Raw genomic sequence first — 18926 nt, 5'->3', positions numbered from 1 at the left:
AATAAAAGCCCGTTTATCTTCGATTGTATCCTAACTAGAGTGGGTGAACGATCGCGTGCCTCGGCCTGGACAGCACGGATACTTCACAGATATGCAGGGATTGATTTGATGAACTCAGTGACCGAATCGCTGCCGACCCATGGTCGGCACTCCATTTTGGCTGCCATTTGCCTGGCAGCCCTGGTGTTACCCATGAGTTTTACCGGCGGGGCAGTGGCTACGCCGTTCATTGGTCAAACGTTTGATGCCCAGCCCACGGAACTGGCCTGGATCACCAATGCCTTCATGCTCAGCTTCGGCAGCTTGCTGATGGCCGCCGGTACCCTTGCTGACCTCTATGGGCGCAAGCGTCTGTTCATGTGTGGCATGGCGTTGTTTGCACTGGTGTCGACCCTGTTGGCGGTGGTGCCCGATATTCTCTGGCTGGACCTGTTGCGCGGCGTGCAGGGTATTGCCGCGGCGGCAGCCCTGTCGAGCGGGTCGGCGGCATTGGCTCAGGAGTTTGACGGGCATGCCAGGACGCGGGCGTTCAGCCTTCTGGGCACCACGTTCGGGGTTGGCCTGGCCTTCGGTCCGTTGTTGTCGGGGTTGCTGATCGAGTACATGGGGTGGCGCGCCATTTTTCTTTGCACCGCCCTGATTGCCATCCTTTCTTTGATCTTTGCCCTGCCGAAAATGCGCGAAAGCCGCGACCCGCAAGCACAACGTCTGGATACGCCTGGCGTGCTGACGTTTTCCGGCCTGTTGATCTCGTTCACCACGGCGGTGATTCTGGCGCCCGAGCAAGGCTGGGGCTCGCCGGTGATCCTCGCGCTGCTTGGAGCATCGGCGGTCTTTTTGTTGCTGTTTGTCGTAGTTGAAAATCGGGCGAAACATCCGATGCTGGAACTGGGGCTATTTCTGTTTCCTCGCTTTGTTGGTGTGCAGATCCTGCCGATCGGTACCTGCTACTGCTACATCGTCTTGATCGTATTGCTGCCGTTTCGGTTTATCGGCGTGGAAGGGGCCAGTGCCTTTGAAGCGGGGCTGATGATGCTGGCACTTTCTGCCCCGATGCTGATTGTTCCGATCATTGCTGCGTCGCTGACGCGCTGGTTGTCGGCGGGCGTACTCTGCGCCATCGGCTTCGTTATTGCAGCGACCGGGCTCTACTGGCTGAGTGCGATCCCGGTCGGCGCGCACGCGCAGATCATCGCGGCCATGCTGCTGACCGGTATCGGTACAGGTCTGCCCTGGGGCTTGATGGATGGTTTGTCGATAAGCGTGATCCCCAAGGAGCGGGCGGGGATGGCCGCCGGAATTTTCAACACAACGCGGGTGGCCAGCGAAGGTGCCGCCCTGGCCATCACGGTTGCGGTGCTGACGGCCCTGGTCGCGCACCATTTGAGCCTCAGTACCTCGGTCCAACTGTTCGCCGGTGACTATTCAACGATCGCGCAACGCCTGGTAATGGGTGACATCCAGCACGCGAGCGCCGACGCCAGTCAAATCCCGCTGACGGTACTGCGCTCGGCTTATACCGCGGGGTTCAACACCTTGTTGCAACTGCTGGCGATGTTCACGCTGTTCACTGCCGCCGTGGTCTTTCTGTTTCTTGGGCGCCAAAGCGAAGTCGGCACTCAATCCGCATCCGATGTCGTGCGTCTCTCATCGGACACCTGAAAGCCGCTTTGGAGCCATGCCTGATGTCGCCCAACACACACTTCACGCCGCTGGTTCTGGCGGGCATTGCCTTACTCTGCGGCTTGTCGGTGGCCAATGTTTACTTTAACCAGGCACTGCTGCCGGTCTTCGCCGATACCCTGCACTCCGGTGCCGGGCAAACCAGCTGGATCGCCACTGCATCGCAGATGGGCTATGCCTTGGGGATGTTGCTGATCGTTCCGCTGGGCGACAGAGTGTCGCCCTTGCGACTCTGTCGCGTACTGCTGGCGTGGACTTGCGTGCTGTTATTACTGGCAAGCCAAGCCACCCATCTTTCATTCCTGGCAGGCGCCAGCTTCTTGCTCTGCATGGGCACATGCATCCCGCAGGTGTTGCTCCCCTACCTGGCCGGGCTGGCCACGGCTGGCGAACGCAGCCGCGTCATTGCCTGGGTACAAACGGGGCTGGTCACCGGGATCCTGCTGTCCCGGGCCATTGCCGGATGGTTGGCCGATCACCTCGGCTGGCAGTCGGTCTATTGGGTGGCGGCTTCTGCCATGGTGCTGTGTGCACTGGCGCTGCCGAGCGTTCTGCCACGGCGCGATACGCCTGCGGTGTCCGTTGCCTATGGCAGATTATTGAGCTCGATGCTGCACCTGTTCTGGCACGAGCCGCTGCTGCGCCTGTCATGCGCCCTGGGTGCAGCGGTCTTCGCAGCGTTCAGTGCGTTCTGGTCGGTTATCGCGTTCAAACTGATGGCGCCGCCCTACAGCATGAACGCCGCTGATGTCGGGTTGTTCAGCTTGTGGGGCGCCCTCGCCACCCTGCTGACTCCTGCCGCCGGCAAGGTGTGTGAGCGCTATGGCACAGTCGCCATCAGCCTCGTCTCTATCTTGCTCTGCGGCCTGAGCTTCGCCTTGACCATCGCCTGGTCCAATAACTTTATTGTGTTGCTGGTGTGCGCCAATCTGCTCAGCTTCGCCCTGCAACTGGGCCAAGTTGCCAACCAGACGCGTATTTTTTCTCTGAGACCGGAAAGTCGCAGCCGCTTGAACACGGTGTACATGGTCTGCAATTTTTGTGGTGGCGCGTTCGGCAGTGCCATGGGAGGGTACCTTTGGCAGCGTTTCGGCTGGACCGGGTGCGTCTTGTTGGGATTGCTATGTGCTGTATTGGCGATGGTTGCCTTGCTGGCTATTCTCAGACCGCGTCAAAAACAACTTTCCGCCATTTAATCATTGAATGACTGAGCGGCCACGCTTGTAACTTGCTATTCCCATCCTGCACTGACTAGTTGTATTGCTTAGCCACGCCAATGCAACTACCTTCGCCTTCTGATTTCTTCCTGCGTTCAAATCCTCGACTCGTGCCCAATCCACTCATTGGTCTTTCGCTCAATGATGTATTTAGCGTTGCTGGACCTTGGACTTATAGTTCAGACAGTTCAGCCTAAAACGCTCAACCGCTTTGAAATACCCTGAAATACAATTGGCCGCAGCAAACAGATTTTTCGAAAAAAGCAGACAGACTCCAACTTGGCAGAAAGGTCAGGGTGTTCGTTAGTTCCCTGGTTTTAATTTGATCTCTCAAAAAAGGAGTCTTCGATGACTGTCATCGACTCTGAAAAAGTGTGTGTTTTCATACCCTTCGCCGGGGGCAGTGGCTTGTCCTTTGAAGCACTGCGGCGTGCCGTAGGCGATTACATGCCCGTGATTGGCGTCACTTACAATGGGCGCTATCAGAAGAATGTGACGCCGGCACCAGGCACGGTCGAAGCAATGGCGAATGAGGTCATTGCACTTATCGATAATCTGGCGGCGCGTGAGGTCATTGTTTTTGGTTATAGCCTGGGTGCCATCGTTGCTTACGAAGTTGCTCGACGCAAACATGAGTTTGGCACGCGACTGATCAGTCTGGTGGTCGCTGCCTGTCGTGCCCCACATCTTTTTAATTGCGCGCAGGTGACACTCGACGAATCTGAAGAAGTATTTGTTCAAACTGTTTCCAGGTTTGGTGCCATCCCGGATTTCATGCTTAAACACTCGGCGGCGAAGGCACGCATGCTGCCTTCGCTTATCAAGGATTTCCATGCTGCGGCCAAGTATCGCCACATTCCTGGTGAGCCTCTGGACGTTCCCATGATGGTTTTGGGTGGAAAAGAGGATCCGTTTGCACCGATTCAGGATGTTATTGCCTGGAAGGAGCATAGCCACAATTTTGTTCGTCTGGAGTTTTTTGAAGGAAGCCATTTTTTCCTCACTCAGCATATTCCTGCCATCACCCAACTGATTACCGAGTTTGTTAGCCCGGCAGCACCGCTGCCAGTTTCATCCCAATATCTGGATACATCTGCACGCATATAAAGGTGAAAAAATGGAAGAACTCAGAGTTTCAAATAGCGCTTCTTCGTGCCCGTTTTCTGGGCTTTCCTCGTTCTGCGAAACTCAGCAGGAATCGCCCAGGCATTACATTGTGGTGGGCGATCGAATCAAAAGTCAGTGCAGTGACAATATGTTCATTTCGGTGACGGCAGCAGAAGAAATAGTGACCCAGCTAGATAGAGACGAAAAGTTAACTTTGCATGTTGGTCAAGGTATTACCGATGAGCAACTCAATATTCTGTATGGCTTCAAGGAGGTTTTGTCGCCTGCCTTGAATATTGTTCCAGTTGATCGCCGTCTTCGTGCCTCCTCAACAGCTACTCATAAATTGAAGAGTCATAACATTGCCATCTCTATGCCGAGTGAAAATGGCAACGGTACTTACTCTGCCTCGCTGATGATCGATGATGCCAATGCCGAACTAAGCGATCATCTGACGGGGCAACACGTTTCCGGAATGATGGTGATCGAAGCTGCCCGGCAAATGACCATCGCCGTGGCAGAAGCCTATTACGTGACACCGGCTGCCAAAGGAAAAGTTAACTTTGTCACTAACAAGATGGACGTCACTTACATGGACTTCCTGTTGCCGATACACACGGAAATCCTCTGCGTTCCTATTGAATTACGCCGCTCTGGTGCCTCGAATTTTCGTTTTGGCTGCCGCCTTGAATTCAAGCAACAAGGCCAGTGTCTGGCGGCGCTCGGCTTTGAACTATCGGTCATCGACTCGCGCTATTTCCAACTCAAGGAAGCGCAACTTATTCACCAATTCGTCAAGCGTCTCGCCTGATCTCACGTTGAGAGGAACCCCTATGAAAGAGCAAATTCTCGGCATCATTTACAACGCTATCGAAAATGAAAACCGCAGTCTCGTCCAACCCATCAGCCTGGAAAAAGGTGAAGACACCGCCCTCTACGGTGCCGGAGGCGTCCTCGACTCGATGAGTCTGGTGTCCATCGTGATTGATGTTGAGCAGATGATCGAGGAGCAACTGGGGGTCAAAATGACGCTGGTCAACGACAGCGCCATGTCTCCCAAACGCAGCCCGTTCCAGTCGGTAAAGACCTTCGCCAACTACATTCTCGAATTGAATGCACAGGTGTCCCATGCCCGATAACACGCCTGTCACGCTGATTACGGGGACACGCAAGGGCATCGGCAGACATCTTGCCGAGTACTACCTTGCCCAAGGCCATCGTGTGATCGGCTGCAGTCGCTCATCCAGCGATCTGAGCCATCCGGGCTATGACCACTTTATTGCCGATGTGGCCGATGAACAGGCCATCAGTGAACTGATGAGGCACGTGCGCGGCACCTGCGGTCGGCTCGATCACCTGATCAACAATGCCGGGATCGCCAGCATGAACCACTCACTGCTGACGCCCTACAAAACCGCGCAAAATATTATGCAAACCAATGTTCTGGGCACATTCCTGCTCAGCCGTGAGGCAGCAAAGCTCATGCGAGCCGGGCGCCAGGGGCGCATCGTGAATTTTTCCACAGTGGCCAAGCCGTTGAAGCTGGAAGGCGAGGCACTGTACGCCGCGTCAAAAGCCGCCGTGGAAACCCTGACCTGTGTGATGGCCAAGGAGCTCGCCAGTTTTGGTATCACCGTCAATGCCGTGGGTCCTACACCGATCGATACCGATCTGACGCGGGTCATCCCCGCACAAAAGATGAAAGACCTGCTGGCGCAACAATCGCTGCAGCGCTTTGGCACTTTCGACGACGTGACCAATGTGACGGATTTTTTCCTTTCATCGCGTAGCAATTTCATTACCGGCCAAGTCGTGTATCTCGGCGGGCTCTAACTCTCGTTCTCTTGCAAAAGGATCTCACCATGAACCTGGACGCCATCAAGAAAGAACTGGCAGAATTTCTGGAACTGCGCGAATCGGAACTTCAAGTCGATGTATTGCTGCACCCCCTGAGCAATTGGGATTCATTGACCAAGGTCACGCTGCTGGGGGTGTTGAATGACCAGTTCGGTTTCGCCTTGAGCCCTTCCGTGCTCGACGAGGTTGAAACCATGGGTGAGCTGTTCGATGCCATCCAGGCCGATGCGGCTGGCGCTCGCGTCAGTGAGCCTTCATGAGCGCGTCTATCGATGGGGTGTCGATCCGCGCGCTGTCGGCCGCAGTACCCCAGGACGTGATGACCCTGGCCGATTTCGCCACGTTGTTTGGTGAAAAAGAAGTGCAGCGGATCGCCAAGAGTACCGGTATCCATCAAGTGCGGGTGGCCAACCGGCTGTCGACGGTGGATCTGTGTGCCGCGGCTGCCCGGTCGTTGTTCAACGCCGCGGATATCGATCCCGCCAGCATCGATGGCCTGGTGGTCGTCACACAAACGCCCGACAGCCTGATGCCAGCCAGCAGTGCAATCCTGGCGGATCGCCTGGGGTTGAAGAAAGGACTGGCTGCCTTCGACCTCAACTTCGGCTGTTCCGGCTACATCTATGGCCTGTTTCAGGCAGCCATGCTGATCAAGGCCGGTGGCTGCCGTCGAGTCCTGGTATGTACTGGCGATGTGATCAGCAAACTGCTCAACCCTGAAGACCGGCACGTGCGGCTGGTCTTCGGCGATGCCGCGACCTGCACCCTGTTGGAATGCGGCGATCAGACGCTCGGGTTTGCGTTCGATACCGATGGCGCCGGTGCGCAATACCTCAACACTGCGCTGGATTACACGCCCGGCAGCACCAGCCGGGTACAGGCGGCCGGATTGCATATGGACGGCGGCCAAGTGATGAACTTTGCTTTGGAAAAAGTGCCGTCGGCGATCAACGCCTTCCTGCGGGACAAAGGCATCGACCCCGACCGTGTGCCGTTCTTCCTGCTGCACCAGGCCAACAAATTCATGCTCGATTACCTGGCCAAAAAGCTCGGCGTTTCGCCGGCCAGGGTCCCCATCGAAGTCGCTGATGTGGGCAACACCGGCCCCTCGTCGATTCCGCTGATGATCTGCAAGCGGCACGACCGCGAAGACTTGCGGCAAGACAACCTGATTGCCTGTGGTTTTGGCGTCGGATTGTCGATCGGCGTGGCCCATTTGTCGCTGCGCGATGCGCTCATCGTTGACCCCGTAGAAGTACCTGCCCTCCCTAACTGATCTGACAATCAAGGAAAGATGACGATGACTATCCAAGCAATCTGGTTCGACTTCGGCGGCGTACTGTCGCCATCCATCGACGAGCTGTACCGCGTCTACCAGGAAAATACCGGCATCAGCCGCACCCAGATGGAAGCCGCCATGCATGCCGTGGCCAAGCCGCTGAACGTGCAGTTCCAGGCACCCATCGAGCTGGCAATGATGACTCAGATCGAATGGGGGCAGGGCATGAGGAAGGCATTGTCCGAGCTGTATCCGGGCATTGATTTGAGCCGCTGCGACTTTGATCATCATGGCGAGCAGTGGTTTTCCCCGCACAACGTCAACGAACACATGTTCGAGCTCTTCCATGAAGTGAAAGCGGCCGGTCTGAAGTCATGCATCCTCACCAACAACGTGGTGGAGTGGGAAACGCCTTGGCGGCGCATGGTTGGCCTGGATGATGTCGCTGACAGCATCGTCGATTCCTGCAAAGTGAAACTGCGCAAACCAGACCCGAAAATCTTTGCGCTGGCGGCCGACCAGATCGGCGTACCTGCCGACGGCTGTGTGCTGATCGATGACGTCGAAGAAAACTGCGAAGCCGCGCGAGCTGCCGGTTGGCACGCCATTCTGTTCGTGGACAGCCTCGAGACTCAGCAGGCCGTACGCGCCCTCATCGACGCTGCCCGACCTCGTGCGCAGGCAGGTGCCCGATGAACATGCGCGTCCATCCCTGCGTGCTGGATATTCCCAACCTTGATGCGGTGCCCTACTACCAAACCGTGGGTTGGGAAGGTCAACTGCCGCAAATCCGGTTGCCCAGCGGCCACGTCGCCACTCACCTGACTGGATACGCCGATTGCAAGGCGTTCCTGGCCGACCCAAGTATCAGTCGAACCCTGTGTAACGTCGAAAACGGCCCGACCTTTCTTCCCGGACCGACCCAGCCGGAGCTGTTGCTCAATCTGGATAACCCGGCCCACATGCGCTCCCGCGCGACCGTCGCGCGTGCTTTCAGCAAGCGCGGCCTGGAAAGCGTGCGCCAGCACGTGACCACGGTGACCGTCGACAGCATCGAGCTGATGCGCAAAGGCGAGACGCCGGCGGACCTGTTTGCCTCGGTGCTGGAGCGCCTGACTTCATCGACGGTGTGCCACATCCTCGGTATCCCGGAAGAGGACCGGCTGCTGTTCAGGCCCTGGAGCCAAATGATTCAATCGGCGCCGCCGGACGATATCGCCGGTATCGAAGCGGCGGTCAACGCCAGTTTCGATTACATGATGGACTTCGTGCAGGGCCGCAGGGTGGCGCATCCAGACGGTTTTATTCGCCAGTATGTCGACCAGCGCCACACCCTGGAAGACCCGCTGAACGACCGGGAGTTTGTCGGCGTGCTGCTGGGTATTCTGCTGGGGGGCGACCATAACGCCCTGAGCGTGATGACTAAAAGTCTCTATACCTTGCTGTGCGCGCCATCGCTCTGGCAGTACGTCCGGGAGAACCCCGATCGTTCGCCACAATTGATCGAGGAGCTCATTCGGCTGATTCCCATCGGCAAGTTATCGGCGTTCCCCCGAATCACCACCCAAGCCCTGCAAACTAGCCGCGGGCTGATTGCGGCGAACACTACGGTTTACGCCAACGTGTTCCTCGCCAACCGTGACCCCAGCGTGTTCAGCGCACCGCTGCTGATCAATCCCGACCGCCAGGACAAGGCCGCGCATATGCAATTCGGCCATGGCATCCACAGCTGCATGGGGCCGGCGCTGGCGCGTCTGGAAATAGCCACCGTGCTGTCGACCCTGGTACAGGCATTGCCCGATCTGGAGCTGGCGTGTGACCCGGCGTCGATCCGTTGGATCAACGGCACGGTACTGCGCCGCCCCGACGAACTGCCTGTGCGTTTCTGATGCCATTTCAATCAAGGGAACAAGCCATGATCTTTAAACCGCTGATAAACGGATTTTCGCAGTTTTCGAACCAGATCTTTCTGAATGACCCTGAACACTCCTACACCTACGCCCAGTTGAGCGATGAGATCAGGGTTCAACTGGAGTGGCTGGCCGCCAATGACGTGCCCAGGCAAGCGGTCATATTCATGAGCGGTGACTTTTCGTTCGCGGGCATCGCGCTATTCCTGGCGCTGTACCAGAACGGCCACATCATCGCCCTCAACACCGCTGAAAACCCGGCTGAAATTCAAAACAAGCAGGCGGCGGCAAACCCTGAGTTTGTGATCGATATCGAAACCCGCCAGATCCTGCCGTGCGTATGTGCCCAAGCCCCGGAAAACCTGATGATCGGCGAGCTGAAAAAACAGGGGCATGCCGGCCTGATTCTGTTCAGCAGCGGCACTACCGGCACACCCAAGGCGATGTTGCATGACCTGGACCGACTAGTGGGTGAGTTCTCCGAAAAACGATCTCGTCGCCTCGATATCTTTCTGTTTTTGCTGTTTGATCATATCGGCGGCATCAACACGCTGTTGAACATACTTTCCATCGGAGGAACAGCAACGATCGCGGCCAGCAAAACGCCGGACACCGTTGCCCGCCTGATTGAAAAACACCGCATTACCGTGTTGCCGACCTCGCCAACATTCTTGAACCTGATGTTGATCAACGAGGTGTTCGATACCTGTAACCTCAGCTGTTTGCGCATGATTACCTACGGCACGGAGCCGATGCCGGAGAGTTTGTTGCTCAAACTGCGAGAGCGTCTGCCACGGGTAAAATTCCTGCAGACCTTCGGCACCAGCGAGACGGGCATTATCACCACCAGCTCGTTGTCTTCAGACAGCCTGTATATGCGGTTCCAGGAAGGTTCGAGTGAACACAAAGTCGTCGACGGTGAGCTCTGGCTGCGCAGTGCGACACAAGTCATGGGCTACCTGAACCACTCGATGGACAGCTTCACCGACGATGGCTGGTTCAAGACCGGCGACCTGGTGGAGGTCAATGCCGACGGTTACCTGAAAATCCTCGGTCGCAGCAAAGAGATCATTAACGTCGGTGGCGAGAAGGTCTACCCCGCGGAAGTCGAATCCGTGCTGCTTCGCCATCCGCAGGTGCGTGATTGCAAGGCGTATGGCGAGGCCAATGGTTTGACCGGGCAATTCGTCGCTGCGCACATCGTCCTGGATAGCGACTATGGGGACTCGACTGCGACGGTGCTGCGCGATATCCGGCAATTTGCCCGGCGGCTGATGGATGCCTATAAGGTGCCGGTACGCTTGAAATCGGTGGAGGCTATCCAGTATTCGACGCGTTTCAAAAAGCTGCTGATCGACTGAATGTGTGGCATGCCCTGAAGGAGCGATCAACCACCTTCAGGGCTGCTCATCAGTTGCGCTTCACCGAGAAAATCAATGAATGCGCGGGTCTTGGGTGACAGCAAGCGGCTTGGCGACCAGACAATCCAAAAATCCCCCTCCAGGCTTAATTCGGGCAACACCCTGATCAATTCGTGGTTGGCCAGGTATTCCTGAATGACAAAGTCAGGCAGGTAGGCCAGGCCCATACCATTACGGCACGCCGCCAGGACCGCCTCCACGCTGTTCATGATCACCGTGGTTTCCAGGTTGATCTTGACGGTGTCGCCATGGACCTTCAGCCACCAGGGCTGGAGTTTGCCGTTCGAGGGGAACTTATAGGCGATGCCTTTGTAGTGCTGGAGATCCTCCACGCTCGTTGCTGTGCCGTAGCGTTGCAGGTAGTCGGGCGCTGCACACAAGACGAACCTGAATGTGCAGATTCTTTTCGCCGCGAGGCTGGAATCGGGCAGTTCGCCGCTTCGGATCACGGCGTCAAAGGCTTCATCGACCACATCGACCAGTCGGTCGCTGAAGTCCAGGTCCAGTTCGATGTCCGGATAGCGATGGTAAAACTCGCGCAAGATACCTGATATCAGACGGTAGCCCACTGCCGGCAAACTGATTCGCAGACGTCCTTTCGGGCGCGTCTTGGAATGGGAAAGCGCAGCCTCGGCATCCTGCAATTGCTGGAGCAAGGTCCGGCAACGACCAAAAAAATCCAGGCCTTCGCTGGTCAGGCTGATTTGCCGGGTACTGCGGTGGAACAAGCGCACGCCAATCCGCTCTTCAAGACGGCTGACACTTTTTCCTACTGCAGAAGACGAGATGCCCAGCGCTCTGCCCGCCAGGGTAAAACTTTGATTCTCCGCTGCCCGCACAAAGGCAATCAACCCGCTCAGATTATCCATATTCCGTGTCCGCCCACTTATCCATTTTGTCGGCAGCCGCAACGACAGGACGCCGTGGTGACTTGCGAAAAACCAGTAACGACAAACCTGCTACAACCCCTGCGGAGATTGACTGGATTTCAGGCACAAAAAAAGACGTCCGTGGACGTCTTTTTTCGTTGAATTGGTGGAGCCGGGGGGATTTGAACCCCCGTCCGCCAGTACTCCGCTGTCGGTACTACATGCGTAGCCGTTTCTATTAAGTTAACCCTCAGCGACCCGAAGGGCAGGGTGCTTTGGGCGAGTTGTGTAAGTTTTAGCCGCTTCGTCCACAACGTACTGCACGGCGATTCTGTTCTATATGACAATCACTTTGGGTTTACAGACATCCCCTGATGATTGCTGGACCCGAAGGTACCAGGAGGGAAGGGCTAAGGCTGCTTACGCAGCGAGAGCGTATTCCCCGTAGGTTTCGTCATTGGCAACTATAGAAAGTTGCAACAGTGGATTTACGAGTTCTGTTACCAACTCGGCATGCACCTAAAGTTTCGCAACCGGCGTCGAATCCTAAACGGCCCCGAGCCTGTTGCTCGGTGAATCAAAGTGAGCAACAAGCCTGCGCATTGTACGCCAACACGCGTGAGAAGGCCAACCCGAAGGTTGGCCGCGAGTGGTTATGGGTTGGGTTCGCTGCTCAGTTTGTCAGCGCCAATGCCTGGATGGCCTCGGTGGCGCATTTTTTGTCGTCCCCGGCGGCTTTTGAAGTTTTGGCGCTGGCCAGCAGTCTTTTGATCTCCGGTGCGTTGGTGGAGGTCGCTGGTAGCGCATTCACTTTGGCTTCGAGTTCCTGCAGTTTGCTCGTGCAAAGGTCGTTGTCCGCTGCAAATACGGGAGAGGCCAACACTGCAGCAGACATGAACAAACCCGCGAGTGCGGTACGTTTCATGGATATCTCCTTGTACTGATGGTCTCGGTGCTGCCGTATGAGCGGGCGGCTCGGGCGAGTCCGAAAAATAAGCCACGATTGATTAGGGCCTACCTAAAAGACTACGACACCGCGCAGAAATTCGGTTTTTTCAGAATGGCTATGAAAAAACTGTTTGATAGTCGATGGGGGCAGTGGCACTAAAAATGGGGGCTATTGCCTCTGTATCGCGGGTGGGGTTGTTAAGTTTTAGCTGCTTGAACCGGCGTCAAATCCTGAACGGCCCCGAGCCTGTTGCTCTGTGATTCAAAGTGAACAACACGCCCGCGCCGTGCGCGCCACCGCGGTGGATAAGGCCAACCCGAAGGTTGGCCTGGTCACACGGGATTACTTGTTGGTTGGGTTGCGCAGTTGAATTTTCTCCATCAAACCACTTGTTATTCCAATGCACCCCTTGTCGTCCCCTGCGGCTTGGGCTGCTTTTGCTTTGTCCAAGCCGGCTTGTACGTTGTCCTCGGCGTTCTCTGATACGGCGGGATCAGAATCCAGAGCCTGCTGAATAAGATTTATGTTTTGTTTGCAAAGGTCTTTATCTGCCGCAAACACCGGCGAGGCCAACAGTGCGGCGGTGATGAACAATCCAGCAATAGCAGAGTGCTTCATGGGTATCTCCTTGCGCATGAGGGCTCGGTGCTGCCGGTGAAGTAGGCTGCTGGCCGAGGTGGTTATAAGCCCGTTCACAGGGCCTAGCTAAATGACTATAGCCGCATGCTGGAGTTCGGTTTTTTTTTGAAGGAGTGTCGAGAAGATTGGCGCAACAGCAGTGCATGGAACAGGGGCGAAATCGCCCCGTTTTCACCAAAGCACCCTCAAGCCGGCCGCACTTGCGTCACACGATCCACCAAGTAAACCAGACCGTGATAGTCGATCCCGCCATGTTGGCTCAGGCCGATTTCGCAGGTGCGGCTGGTGGAAATGCCTTCTGCGCAGAACTGCACGGCGTCTTTCAAGCTGCGCAGTGAGTGAGCGTTCAGTTCGGGGGTGGTGAAGCCCTTGTCCCCTGCAAAACCACAGCAGTGAATGCCCTCTGGAATGACCACGTTTTTGCTGCATTTTCGCGCCAGATCAATCAGCGCCTGACTCTCGCCAAGGTGCTGGGTGCTGCAAGTGACGTGCACCGCGATCGGCGCTTCCTGCGGTGTGAACTCCAGGCGATCCATCAAATGCGTACGGATGAATCGCACCGGGTCGTAAAGGTCGAGTCGGACTTCGCCCAAATCCTGAACCAGCCGTAACGTGCACGGGCTGGTGTCGCAATAGATCGGATCGAGCCCGCCACGACTGGCGTGCAGCAATGCGCCGATCAGTTCCTGACGTTTGTGCTCGGCCTGTTCCGCATAACCTTTGGAGGCAAATGGCTGACCGCAGCAGAGGCTGTCCTGATTGTCGGGAAAGACGACCTGGTAACCGGCTTTTTCCAGCAGCCCACGGGTTTTGTCGTACAGCGACATCTGCTCTTTATCACCCGCCGCCGGGCCCATGACCCGCGAGACGCACGCCGCCAGATACACCACACGAGGGCGTTGGTCCGATACGACCGGGCTGAAACGAATGGCTTTTTCTGGCTGCGGCATAGCGTTGGTCCATTGCGGGACCTGACCTTTGGACAACTTGGTCAACGTCGCCGACAGCTTCGCCAGGCGCGGTGCGCCCAGCAGCATCCGCGCACCGTTAGCGACATGCAGGGTGAAACGCGCGCCTTGCAGTGCCGTGGCGAAATTGCCTTCAAGCCAGTTGGCGGTTTTCGTATGCGTCGCCTTGCGGCCGCGAAGCTTTTTCACCAGCTCGCCGGTGTTGATGCCTACAGGGCAACGTTGCGCACACAAACCGGTGGCGGCGCAGGTGTCGATGCCTTGGTATTCGTAGGCGGCTTCAAGTTCGGCGGTGTCGACGCCTGCGCGTTTCTTCGCCTGAATATCGCGCCAGATCACGATGCGCTGGCGCGGGCTCAGGGTCAGTCCTTTCGACGGGCAGACCGGTTCGCAGAAACCGCACTCGATGCACTTATCCACAATCTCGTCGGCGGCCGGCAGCGGTTTCAGGTGCTTGAGGTGGATCTGCGGATCTTCGCTGAGCACCACGTCCGGGTTGAGGATGCCATTAGGGTCGAGCAGCCGTTTGAGTTGCCACATCAGTTGATAGGCATCGCTGCCCCATTCCAGCTCGACAAAGGGCGCCATGTTGCGGCCGGTGCCGTGCTCGGCCTTCAACGATCCGCCAAACTCCACCGCCACCAACTGCGCCACGTCGTCCATGAATGCCTGGTAGCGTGCGACTTCTTCCGGGTTGTTGAAGCCTTGGGTGAAGACGAAGTGCAGATTGCCTTCCAGGGCATGGCCGAAGAGGATCGCCTCGTCGTAGTGGTGTTTGTCGAACAGCTCGATCAGGCGGTTAACGCCAATGGCCAGCTGTTCCACCGGAAACGTCACGTCTTCGATGATCACTGTGGTGCCGGTTTTGCGCACCGCACCGACGGCAGGGAAGGTGTCTTTGCGGATCGCCCAGAGTCGAGCGTTTTCCACGGGGTCCTCGGTGAAGTCGACTTGTTTTTCCACCGGGAAAGAAGTCAACGACGCCATGATCTGCGCCAGTTGTTCCTGTAGCAAAGTGGACGATGCGGCGCGGGATTCGATCAGCAAGGCGCAGGCATTGTTCGACAGCTGTTGTACGAAAGCGGGCATGCCGGGTTTGTCCTGCACCGAGCGCAGGCTGCGACGGTCCAGCAGTTCCACGGCGGACACCGGCTGGCTTTTCAGCACGGTGACGGCGTTGCAGCAGGTCTCCACATCCGGAAACACGATCAGCGCCGAAGCCTTGTTCGGGTGGTCGATGACCGTGTCGTAGGTCACCGCGCTGATGAAGCCGAGCGTGCCTTCGGAGCCCACCAGCAAATGGCTCAAGATATCCACAGGCTCGTCAAAATCCACCAGCGCATTGAGTGACAGGCCGGTGGTATTTTTCAGGCGGTACTTGTGGCGGATTCTCGCAGCCAGTTCGGCATTGGCGCGGGTTTCGCGGCCCAATGTCGCCAGACGTTCAAGCAGCGCGGCGTGGCTCTGGTGAAACGCGGTAACGCTCGCCGGATCTTCGGTATCGAGACGGCTGCCGTCGGCCAGGACCAGACGAATACCGGCCAGCGTGTGGTAGGTGTTCTGCGCGGTGCCGCAGCACATGCCGCTGGCGTTGTTGGCTACGATACCGCCAATTTTGCAGGCGTTGATCGAGGCCGGATCTGGACCAATCTTGCGCCCGAACGGTGCCAGCCAGGCGTTGGCCTGCGCGCCGATCACGCCCGGTTGCAGGCGGATTTGCGTGCCTTGGCCACGGATCTCGCGACCGTTCCAGTTATCCCCAAGCACGATCAGCACCGAATCGCTGATGGCCTGGCCGGATAGGCTGGTACCAGCCGCACGGAAGGTCACCGGGACCTGGTCACGTTGCGCCAGTTTCAGCAGCGCCACCACTTCGTCTTCGGACTCGACACGGATCACTAGTTTCGGAATCAGTCGATAAAAACTGGCGTCGGTGCCGAAGGCCAATGTCGACAATGGGTCGTCGAAGCGTCGCTCTTGGGGGACCAGTTGCTGCGCATCTCGCAGGAAAGCCGCCGGTAGAGTCATTGGTCCTCCAGAATCAAAACCACCAGGTCTTTCGGACCGTGCGCACCGTAGGCCAGGACTTGCTCGATGTCGGCCGTTTTCGACGGGCCGGACACCAGCAGCGCGTTGGTCGGCATGCCTTGCGCCCAGTTGAATTCCTGTTGGACCTGATAGAAGTTGTCGCGAATTTCACTGGCCTTCAGCAGGGCAAAATGCACGGGCGGAACCAGGCTCATCAAGCGCGGTTCCTCCCGTGTTGGCCAGAGAATCAGACTTCCGGTGGCGGCAATTGCGCCGAGGGTGGTGGTCAGGCTGGCCGGGGTGTCGTTGAACAGCTCGGCTTTCCACTCTTCAACCGGACGGTCGTAGGACTTGAGTGTAGGCAGATCAGGATTGTTCGCCCAGTGTTGAGTGACGCGTTGCCCATGAGGCGTAGTCGGCGCGATCAACAAGCTCGGCAACTGACGGTCTCGCAACAACTGTGCGAGCAGCGCCGGCCAACCTTCGCCGGACGTGAGGTGGATCTCGGTGTGCACCGCTTCCATCAGTTTGCGCAATTGCGGGATGCGTTGCTCGGCGGTGTAGGTGTAAGGCGCAGTCACCAGCTCGACGTCGAATTCGTCGGGCACGGGCGTGGTGCCTGTCAGACTTTTCCGTAGCTTGGCGAGGATGTTTTGCTTGGCGCTCATCAACGATCTCCCTGTTTGGCCAGATGCTCACGGGCCATGTCATGCAGTGAGCGGGCAGCGGGTTTCGGTGCGCTGTGGTTTTGCGTCCACGGGCCAACATTGTTCGGTGCCAGGGCACGCAGACGTGTGGCGACAAAGCCGAACAGACGATACAGCGTCGGCGAGCTGTTGAGTCTGGCCCAGGCGTTCCAGATAAAACGTTCCTTGCGCGAATATTTGCTGCCCTGACCGCGCATGACTTGATGCGCACTGTCCGGGGCTTTGACGTTCTCTTCCCGCAGGCGACGCAGCAGTGCCGGGATCGGAATTTTTACCGGGCAAACTTCACCGCAAGCACCGCAGAGCGACGATGCGCTCGGATGGTCCGGGACGTTCGCCAGGCCGACCATGTGCGGGGTGATGATTTTTCCGATTGGCCCAGGGTAAACCTCCCCATAGGCGTGACCGCCAATTCGGGTGTACACCGGGCAATGATTCATACAAGCACCGCAGCGGATGCAGTTCAGGGTCTGGCGCAATTCGCTGTCGGCGAAGGCCTGGCTGCGACCGTTGTCGAGCAGGACCAGATGCACTTCCTGCGGACCGTCGAGTTCATGTTCCTTGCGCGGGCCGGAGATCATGTTGACGTAGGTGGTGATCGGCTGGCCGAGGGCCGAGCGGGTCAACAGCGACAGCAGCGGGACCACGTCGCGCAGGTTTTCCACGACTTTTTCGATGCCGGTCACCGCGATGTGCACTGGCGGCACCGTGGTGGTCATGCGGCCGTTGCCTTCGTTTTCCACCAGCAGCAAGGTGCCGGTTTCGGCCACGGCGAAGTTGACGCCAGAAACGCCAATGTCCGCTTCGAAGAATTTCTGTCGCAAGACTTTGCGACCGATCTGAATGAGTTGGTCAACGTCCTTGGTGTATTCCACGCCAAGTTTGTCGTGGAACAAGGACGCGACCTGACCGGCATTCTTGTGGATCGCCGGCATAATAATGTGTGAAGGCTTTTCGTGATCGAGCTGGACGATGTACTCCCCCATGTCCGACTCCAGGCATTCAATGCCTTGAGCTTCGAGGACATGGTTCATCTCCATCTCTTCGCTGACCATCGATTTGCCCTTGATCACTTGCCGCCCCTCGTGAGCGCGGATGATCGAGAGGACGATGCCATTGGCCTCGTCCACCGTTTCCGCCCAGTGCACTGTCACACCGTTGCGGGTCAGGTTCTGTTCCAGCTGCTCGAGCAGGTCGGGCAACTTGGATAACGCACGGGCACGGACAGCATTGCCCAGCGCTCGTAAATGTTCTCTTTCATGGGCATCGCTGAAGGACGCTGCCCGTTTTGTCATCAGAGAATCCATCGCAGTACGAAAGTTGTTTCGCAGCTGCTTGTCACCCAATGCCTTGTGAGCCCGGGTGCGAAAGTCTTCTTCCACGGCAACCGTAGGAATAATCGCGGAAGCGTTCATAGAACACCTCCGGTTCGCTGCCAAAGGAAACTGGCCAGGTGTTGGCCGCGCAACGCTTCCTTCTGTTTCTCCAGCGAGCCGTTGATGTTCATCAGGCAACCACAATCGGCACTGAGGACCTTGTGTGCGCCGGATTCCTTCAACGACCTTGTCTTGTCAGCCACCATCGCGCCGGAAATATCTGGCATACGGACGCTGAACGTTCCACCAAAGCCACAGCATTCACTTTCGTGGCTGTGGTCGACTCGCTCCACATTGCTCAGTTGCGACAACAACTCGCGACCGTGCAAGTGGGTGTTCATTTCACGCCGTGCCGAACACGAGGTGTGCAACGCCACTTTTACCGGCTCGCCGCCGTCCTTGAGCTGCACCTTGCAGACAAACAGCAGGAACTCGGCCAGTTCGTAAGTCCGGGCCGCCAGCGCCTGAACCTGCTTCAGCGTCTGCGGCTCGTCCTTGAACAAGTCGGCGTAGTGTTCGCGCAACATCCCGGCACAGGATCCCGACGGCACCACCACCGGGTAATCCCCGGCGAACAGCGCCAGTTGCGAGCGCGCCACGGTCCTTGCCTGCTCGGTGTAACCCGAGGTGTAGGCCGGTTGTCCGCAGCAGCTCTGCCCTTGCGGGTACTCGACACGGATACCTTCGCGTTCCAGCAAGTGAATCGCGTCCATCCCGGCCTCGGGGTAGAACAAGTCCACCACGCAGGTCCCGAACAGGTAGACCCGTGACGGTTTCTCGCTGGGGTATTGCCGAGGCTCGGGCAGTGGCGGGGCGACGCGGGTCGCATTCGGCACGGCGTTGTAAAAAAGCTCGCTCATCAGGCGTGTCTCCGGGTGGACCCGGTTATCCGTCTGCTGAGGCTGCTGAATATAGA

18 protein-coding genes and 1 other RNA gene are annotated in these 18926 nt (G+C 57.4%); 11 read left to right on the top strand and 8 right to left on the bottom strand.

The window, feature by feature from the left end:
- Window positions 1-108 precede the first annotated feature (108 nt).
- From QMX98_RS02725 to QMX98_RS02675, 11 genes are all read left to right on the top strand, one after another.
- Entirely contained in the window at window positions 109-1662 is a 1554-nt protein-coding gene (locus QMX98_RS02725) for an MFS transporter (RefSeq protein WP_282410213.1), read from the top strand.
- Between the two features lie 23 nt (window positions 1663-1685).
- Window positions 1686-2879 (top strand): MFS transporter, encoded by a 1194-nt coding sequence (locus QMX98_RS02720; RefSeq protein WP_282410212.1) that lies wholly within the window; start codon window positions 1686-1688, stop codon window positions 2877-2879.
- Window positions 2880-3248: 369 nt separating this feature from the next.
- Window positions 3249-4007, top strand: a complete 759-nt coding sequence (locus QMX98_RS02715) for an alpha/beta fold hydrolase (protein ID WP_154503024.1) — start codon at window positions 3249-3251, stop codon at window positions 4005-4007.
- Window positions 4008-4017: 10 nt separating this feature from the next.
- Window positions 4018-4818 (top strand): AfsA-related hotdog domain-containing protein, encoded by an 801-nt coding sequence (locus QMX98_RS02710; RefSeq protein WP_102593590.1) that lies wholly within the window; start codon window positions 4018-4020, stop codon window positions 4816-4818.
- Window positions 4819-4840: 22 nt separating this feature from the next.
- The gene (locus tag QMX98_RS02705) at window positions 4841-5146 is read left to right on the top strand and encodes a hypothetical protein (RefSeq protein ID WP_083375077.1); all 306 of its coding nucleotides are present in this window, start codon (window positions 4841-4843) and stop codon (window positions 5144-5146) included.
- Window positions 5136-5840, top strand: a complete 705-nt coding sequence (locus QMX98_RS02700; protein WP_282410211.1) for an SDR family oxidoreductase — start codon at window positions 5136-5138, stop codon at window positions 5838-5840. Before QMX98_RS02705 ends, QMX98_RS02700 begins: the two co-directional genes overlap by 11 nt.
- Window positions 5841-5869: 29 nt before the next feature.
- On the top strand, window positions 5870-6124 hold the full coding sequence (locus QMX98_RS02695; protein ID WP_282410210.1) for an acyl carrier protein: 255 nt from the start codon (window positions 5870-5872) through the stop codon (window positions 6122-6124).
- Window positions 6121-7140, top strand: coding sequence for a ketoacyl-ACP synthase III (locus QMX98_RS02690; RefSeq protein WP_083375074.1), 1020 nt, complete (start codon window positions 6121-6123; stop codon window positions 7138-7140). Before QMX98_RS02695 ends, QMX98_RS02690 begins: the two co-directional genes overlap by 4 nt.
- A gap of 24 nt (window positions 7141-7164) precedes the next feature.
- Entirely contained in the window at window positions 7165-7839 is a 675-nt protein-coding gene (locus QMX98_RS02685; RefSeq protein WP_083375073.1) for an HAD family phosphatase, read from the top strand.
- 2 nt (window positions 7840-7841) lie between these two features.
- Entirely contained in the window at window positions 7842-9032 is a 1191-nt protein-coding gene (locus QMX98_RS02680; RefSeq protein ID WP_282410209.1) for a cytochrome P450, read from the top strand.
- A 26-nt stretch (window positions 9033-9058) separates the two neighbouring features.
- Window positions 9059-10414, top strand: a complete 1356-nt coding sequence (locus QMX98_RS02675) for a fatty acid--CoA ligase family protein (RefSeq protein WP_282410208.1) — start codon at window positions 9059-9061, stop codon at window positions 10412-10414.
- A gap of 26 nt (window positions 10415-10440) precedes the next feature.
- Here QMX98_RS02675 and QMX98_RS02670 read toward each other — a convergent pair whose 3' ends face one another.
- From QMX98_RS02670 to QMX98_RS02635, 8 genes are all read right to left on the bottom strand, one after another.
- Window positions 10441-11343 (bottom strand): LysR family transcriptional regulator, encoded by a 903-nt coding sequence (locus QMX98_RS02670; protein ID WP_083375070.1) that lies wholly within the window; start codon window positions 11341-11343, stop codon window positions 10441-10443.
- Window positions 11344-11507: 164 nt separating this feature from the next.
- Window positions 11508-11901, bottom strand: a transfer-messenger RNA (tmRNA) gene (gene ssrA / locus QMX98_RS02665).
- A gap of 115 nt (window positions 11902-12016) precedes the next feature.
- Window positions 12017-12268, bottom strand: a complete 252-nt coding sequence (locus QMX98_RS02660; protein ID WP_010463560.1) for a hypothetical protein — start codon at window positions 12266-12268, stop codon at window positions 12017-12019.
- A 366-nt stretch (window positions 12269-12634) separates the two neighbouring features.
- A complete protein-coding gene (locus QMX98_RS02655; RefSeq protein WP_221108250.1) occupies window positions 12635-12910 on the bottom strand; it encodes a hypothetical protein in 276 nt (91 codons plus the stop codon).
- A gap of 206 nt (window positions 12911-13116) precedes the next feature.
- The gene (locus QMX98_RS02650) at window positions 13117-15927 is read right to left on the bottom strand and encodes an FAD-binding and (Fe-S)-binding domain-containing protein (protein WP_282410207.1); all 2811 of its coding nucleotides are present in this window, start codon (window positions 15925-15927) and stop codon (window positions 13117-13119) included.
- Window positions 15924-16595, bottom strand: coding sequence for a lactate utilization protein C (locus tag QMX98_RS02645; RefSeq protein WP_077747379.1), 672 nt, complete (start codon window positions 16593-16595; stop codon window positions 15924-15926). Before QMX98_RS02645 ends, QMX98_RS02650 begins: the two co-directional genes overlap by 4 nt.
- The gene (locus QMX98_RS02640) at window positions 16595-18049 is read right to left on the bottom strand and encodes a LutB/LldF family L-lactate oxidation iron-sulfur protein (RefSeq protein ID WP_010463552.1); all 1455 of its coding nucleotides are present in this window, start codon (window positions 18047-18049) and stop codon (window positions 16595-16597) included. Before QMX98_RS02640 ends, QMX98_RS02645 begins: the two co-directional genes overlap by 1 nt.
- Window positions 18046-18870: a (Fe-S)-binding protein gene (locus tag QMX98_RS02635; protein ID WP_010463550.1), complete on the bottom strand. Its 825-nt coding sequence runs from the start codon at window positions 18868-18870 to the stop codon at window positions 18046-18048. Before QMX98_RS02635 ends, QMX98_RS02640 begins: the two co-directional genes overlap by 4 nt.
- Between the last annotated feature and the right edge of the window lie 56 nt (window positions 18871-18926).

The sequence above is a fragment of the Pseudomonas sp. PS02303 genome (assembly GCF_029959925.1).
Taxonomy (GTDB): domain Bacteria; phylum Pseudomonadota; class Gammaproteobacteria; order Pseudomonadales; family Pseudomonadaceae; genus Aquipseudomonas; species Aquipseudomonas mandelii.
The sequence above is the reverse complement of the archived record's forward strand: the minus strand, read 5'-3'. Positions and strand labels throughout refer to the sequence as shown.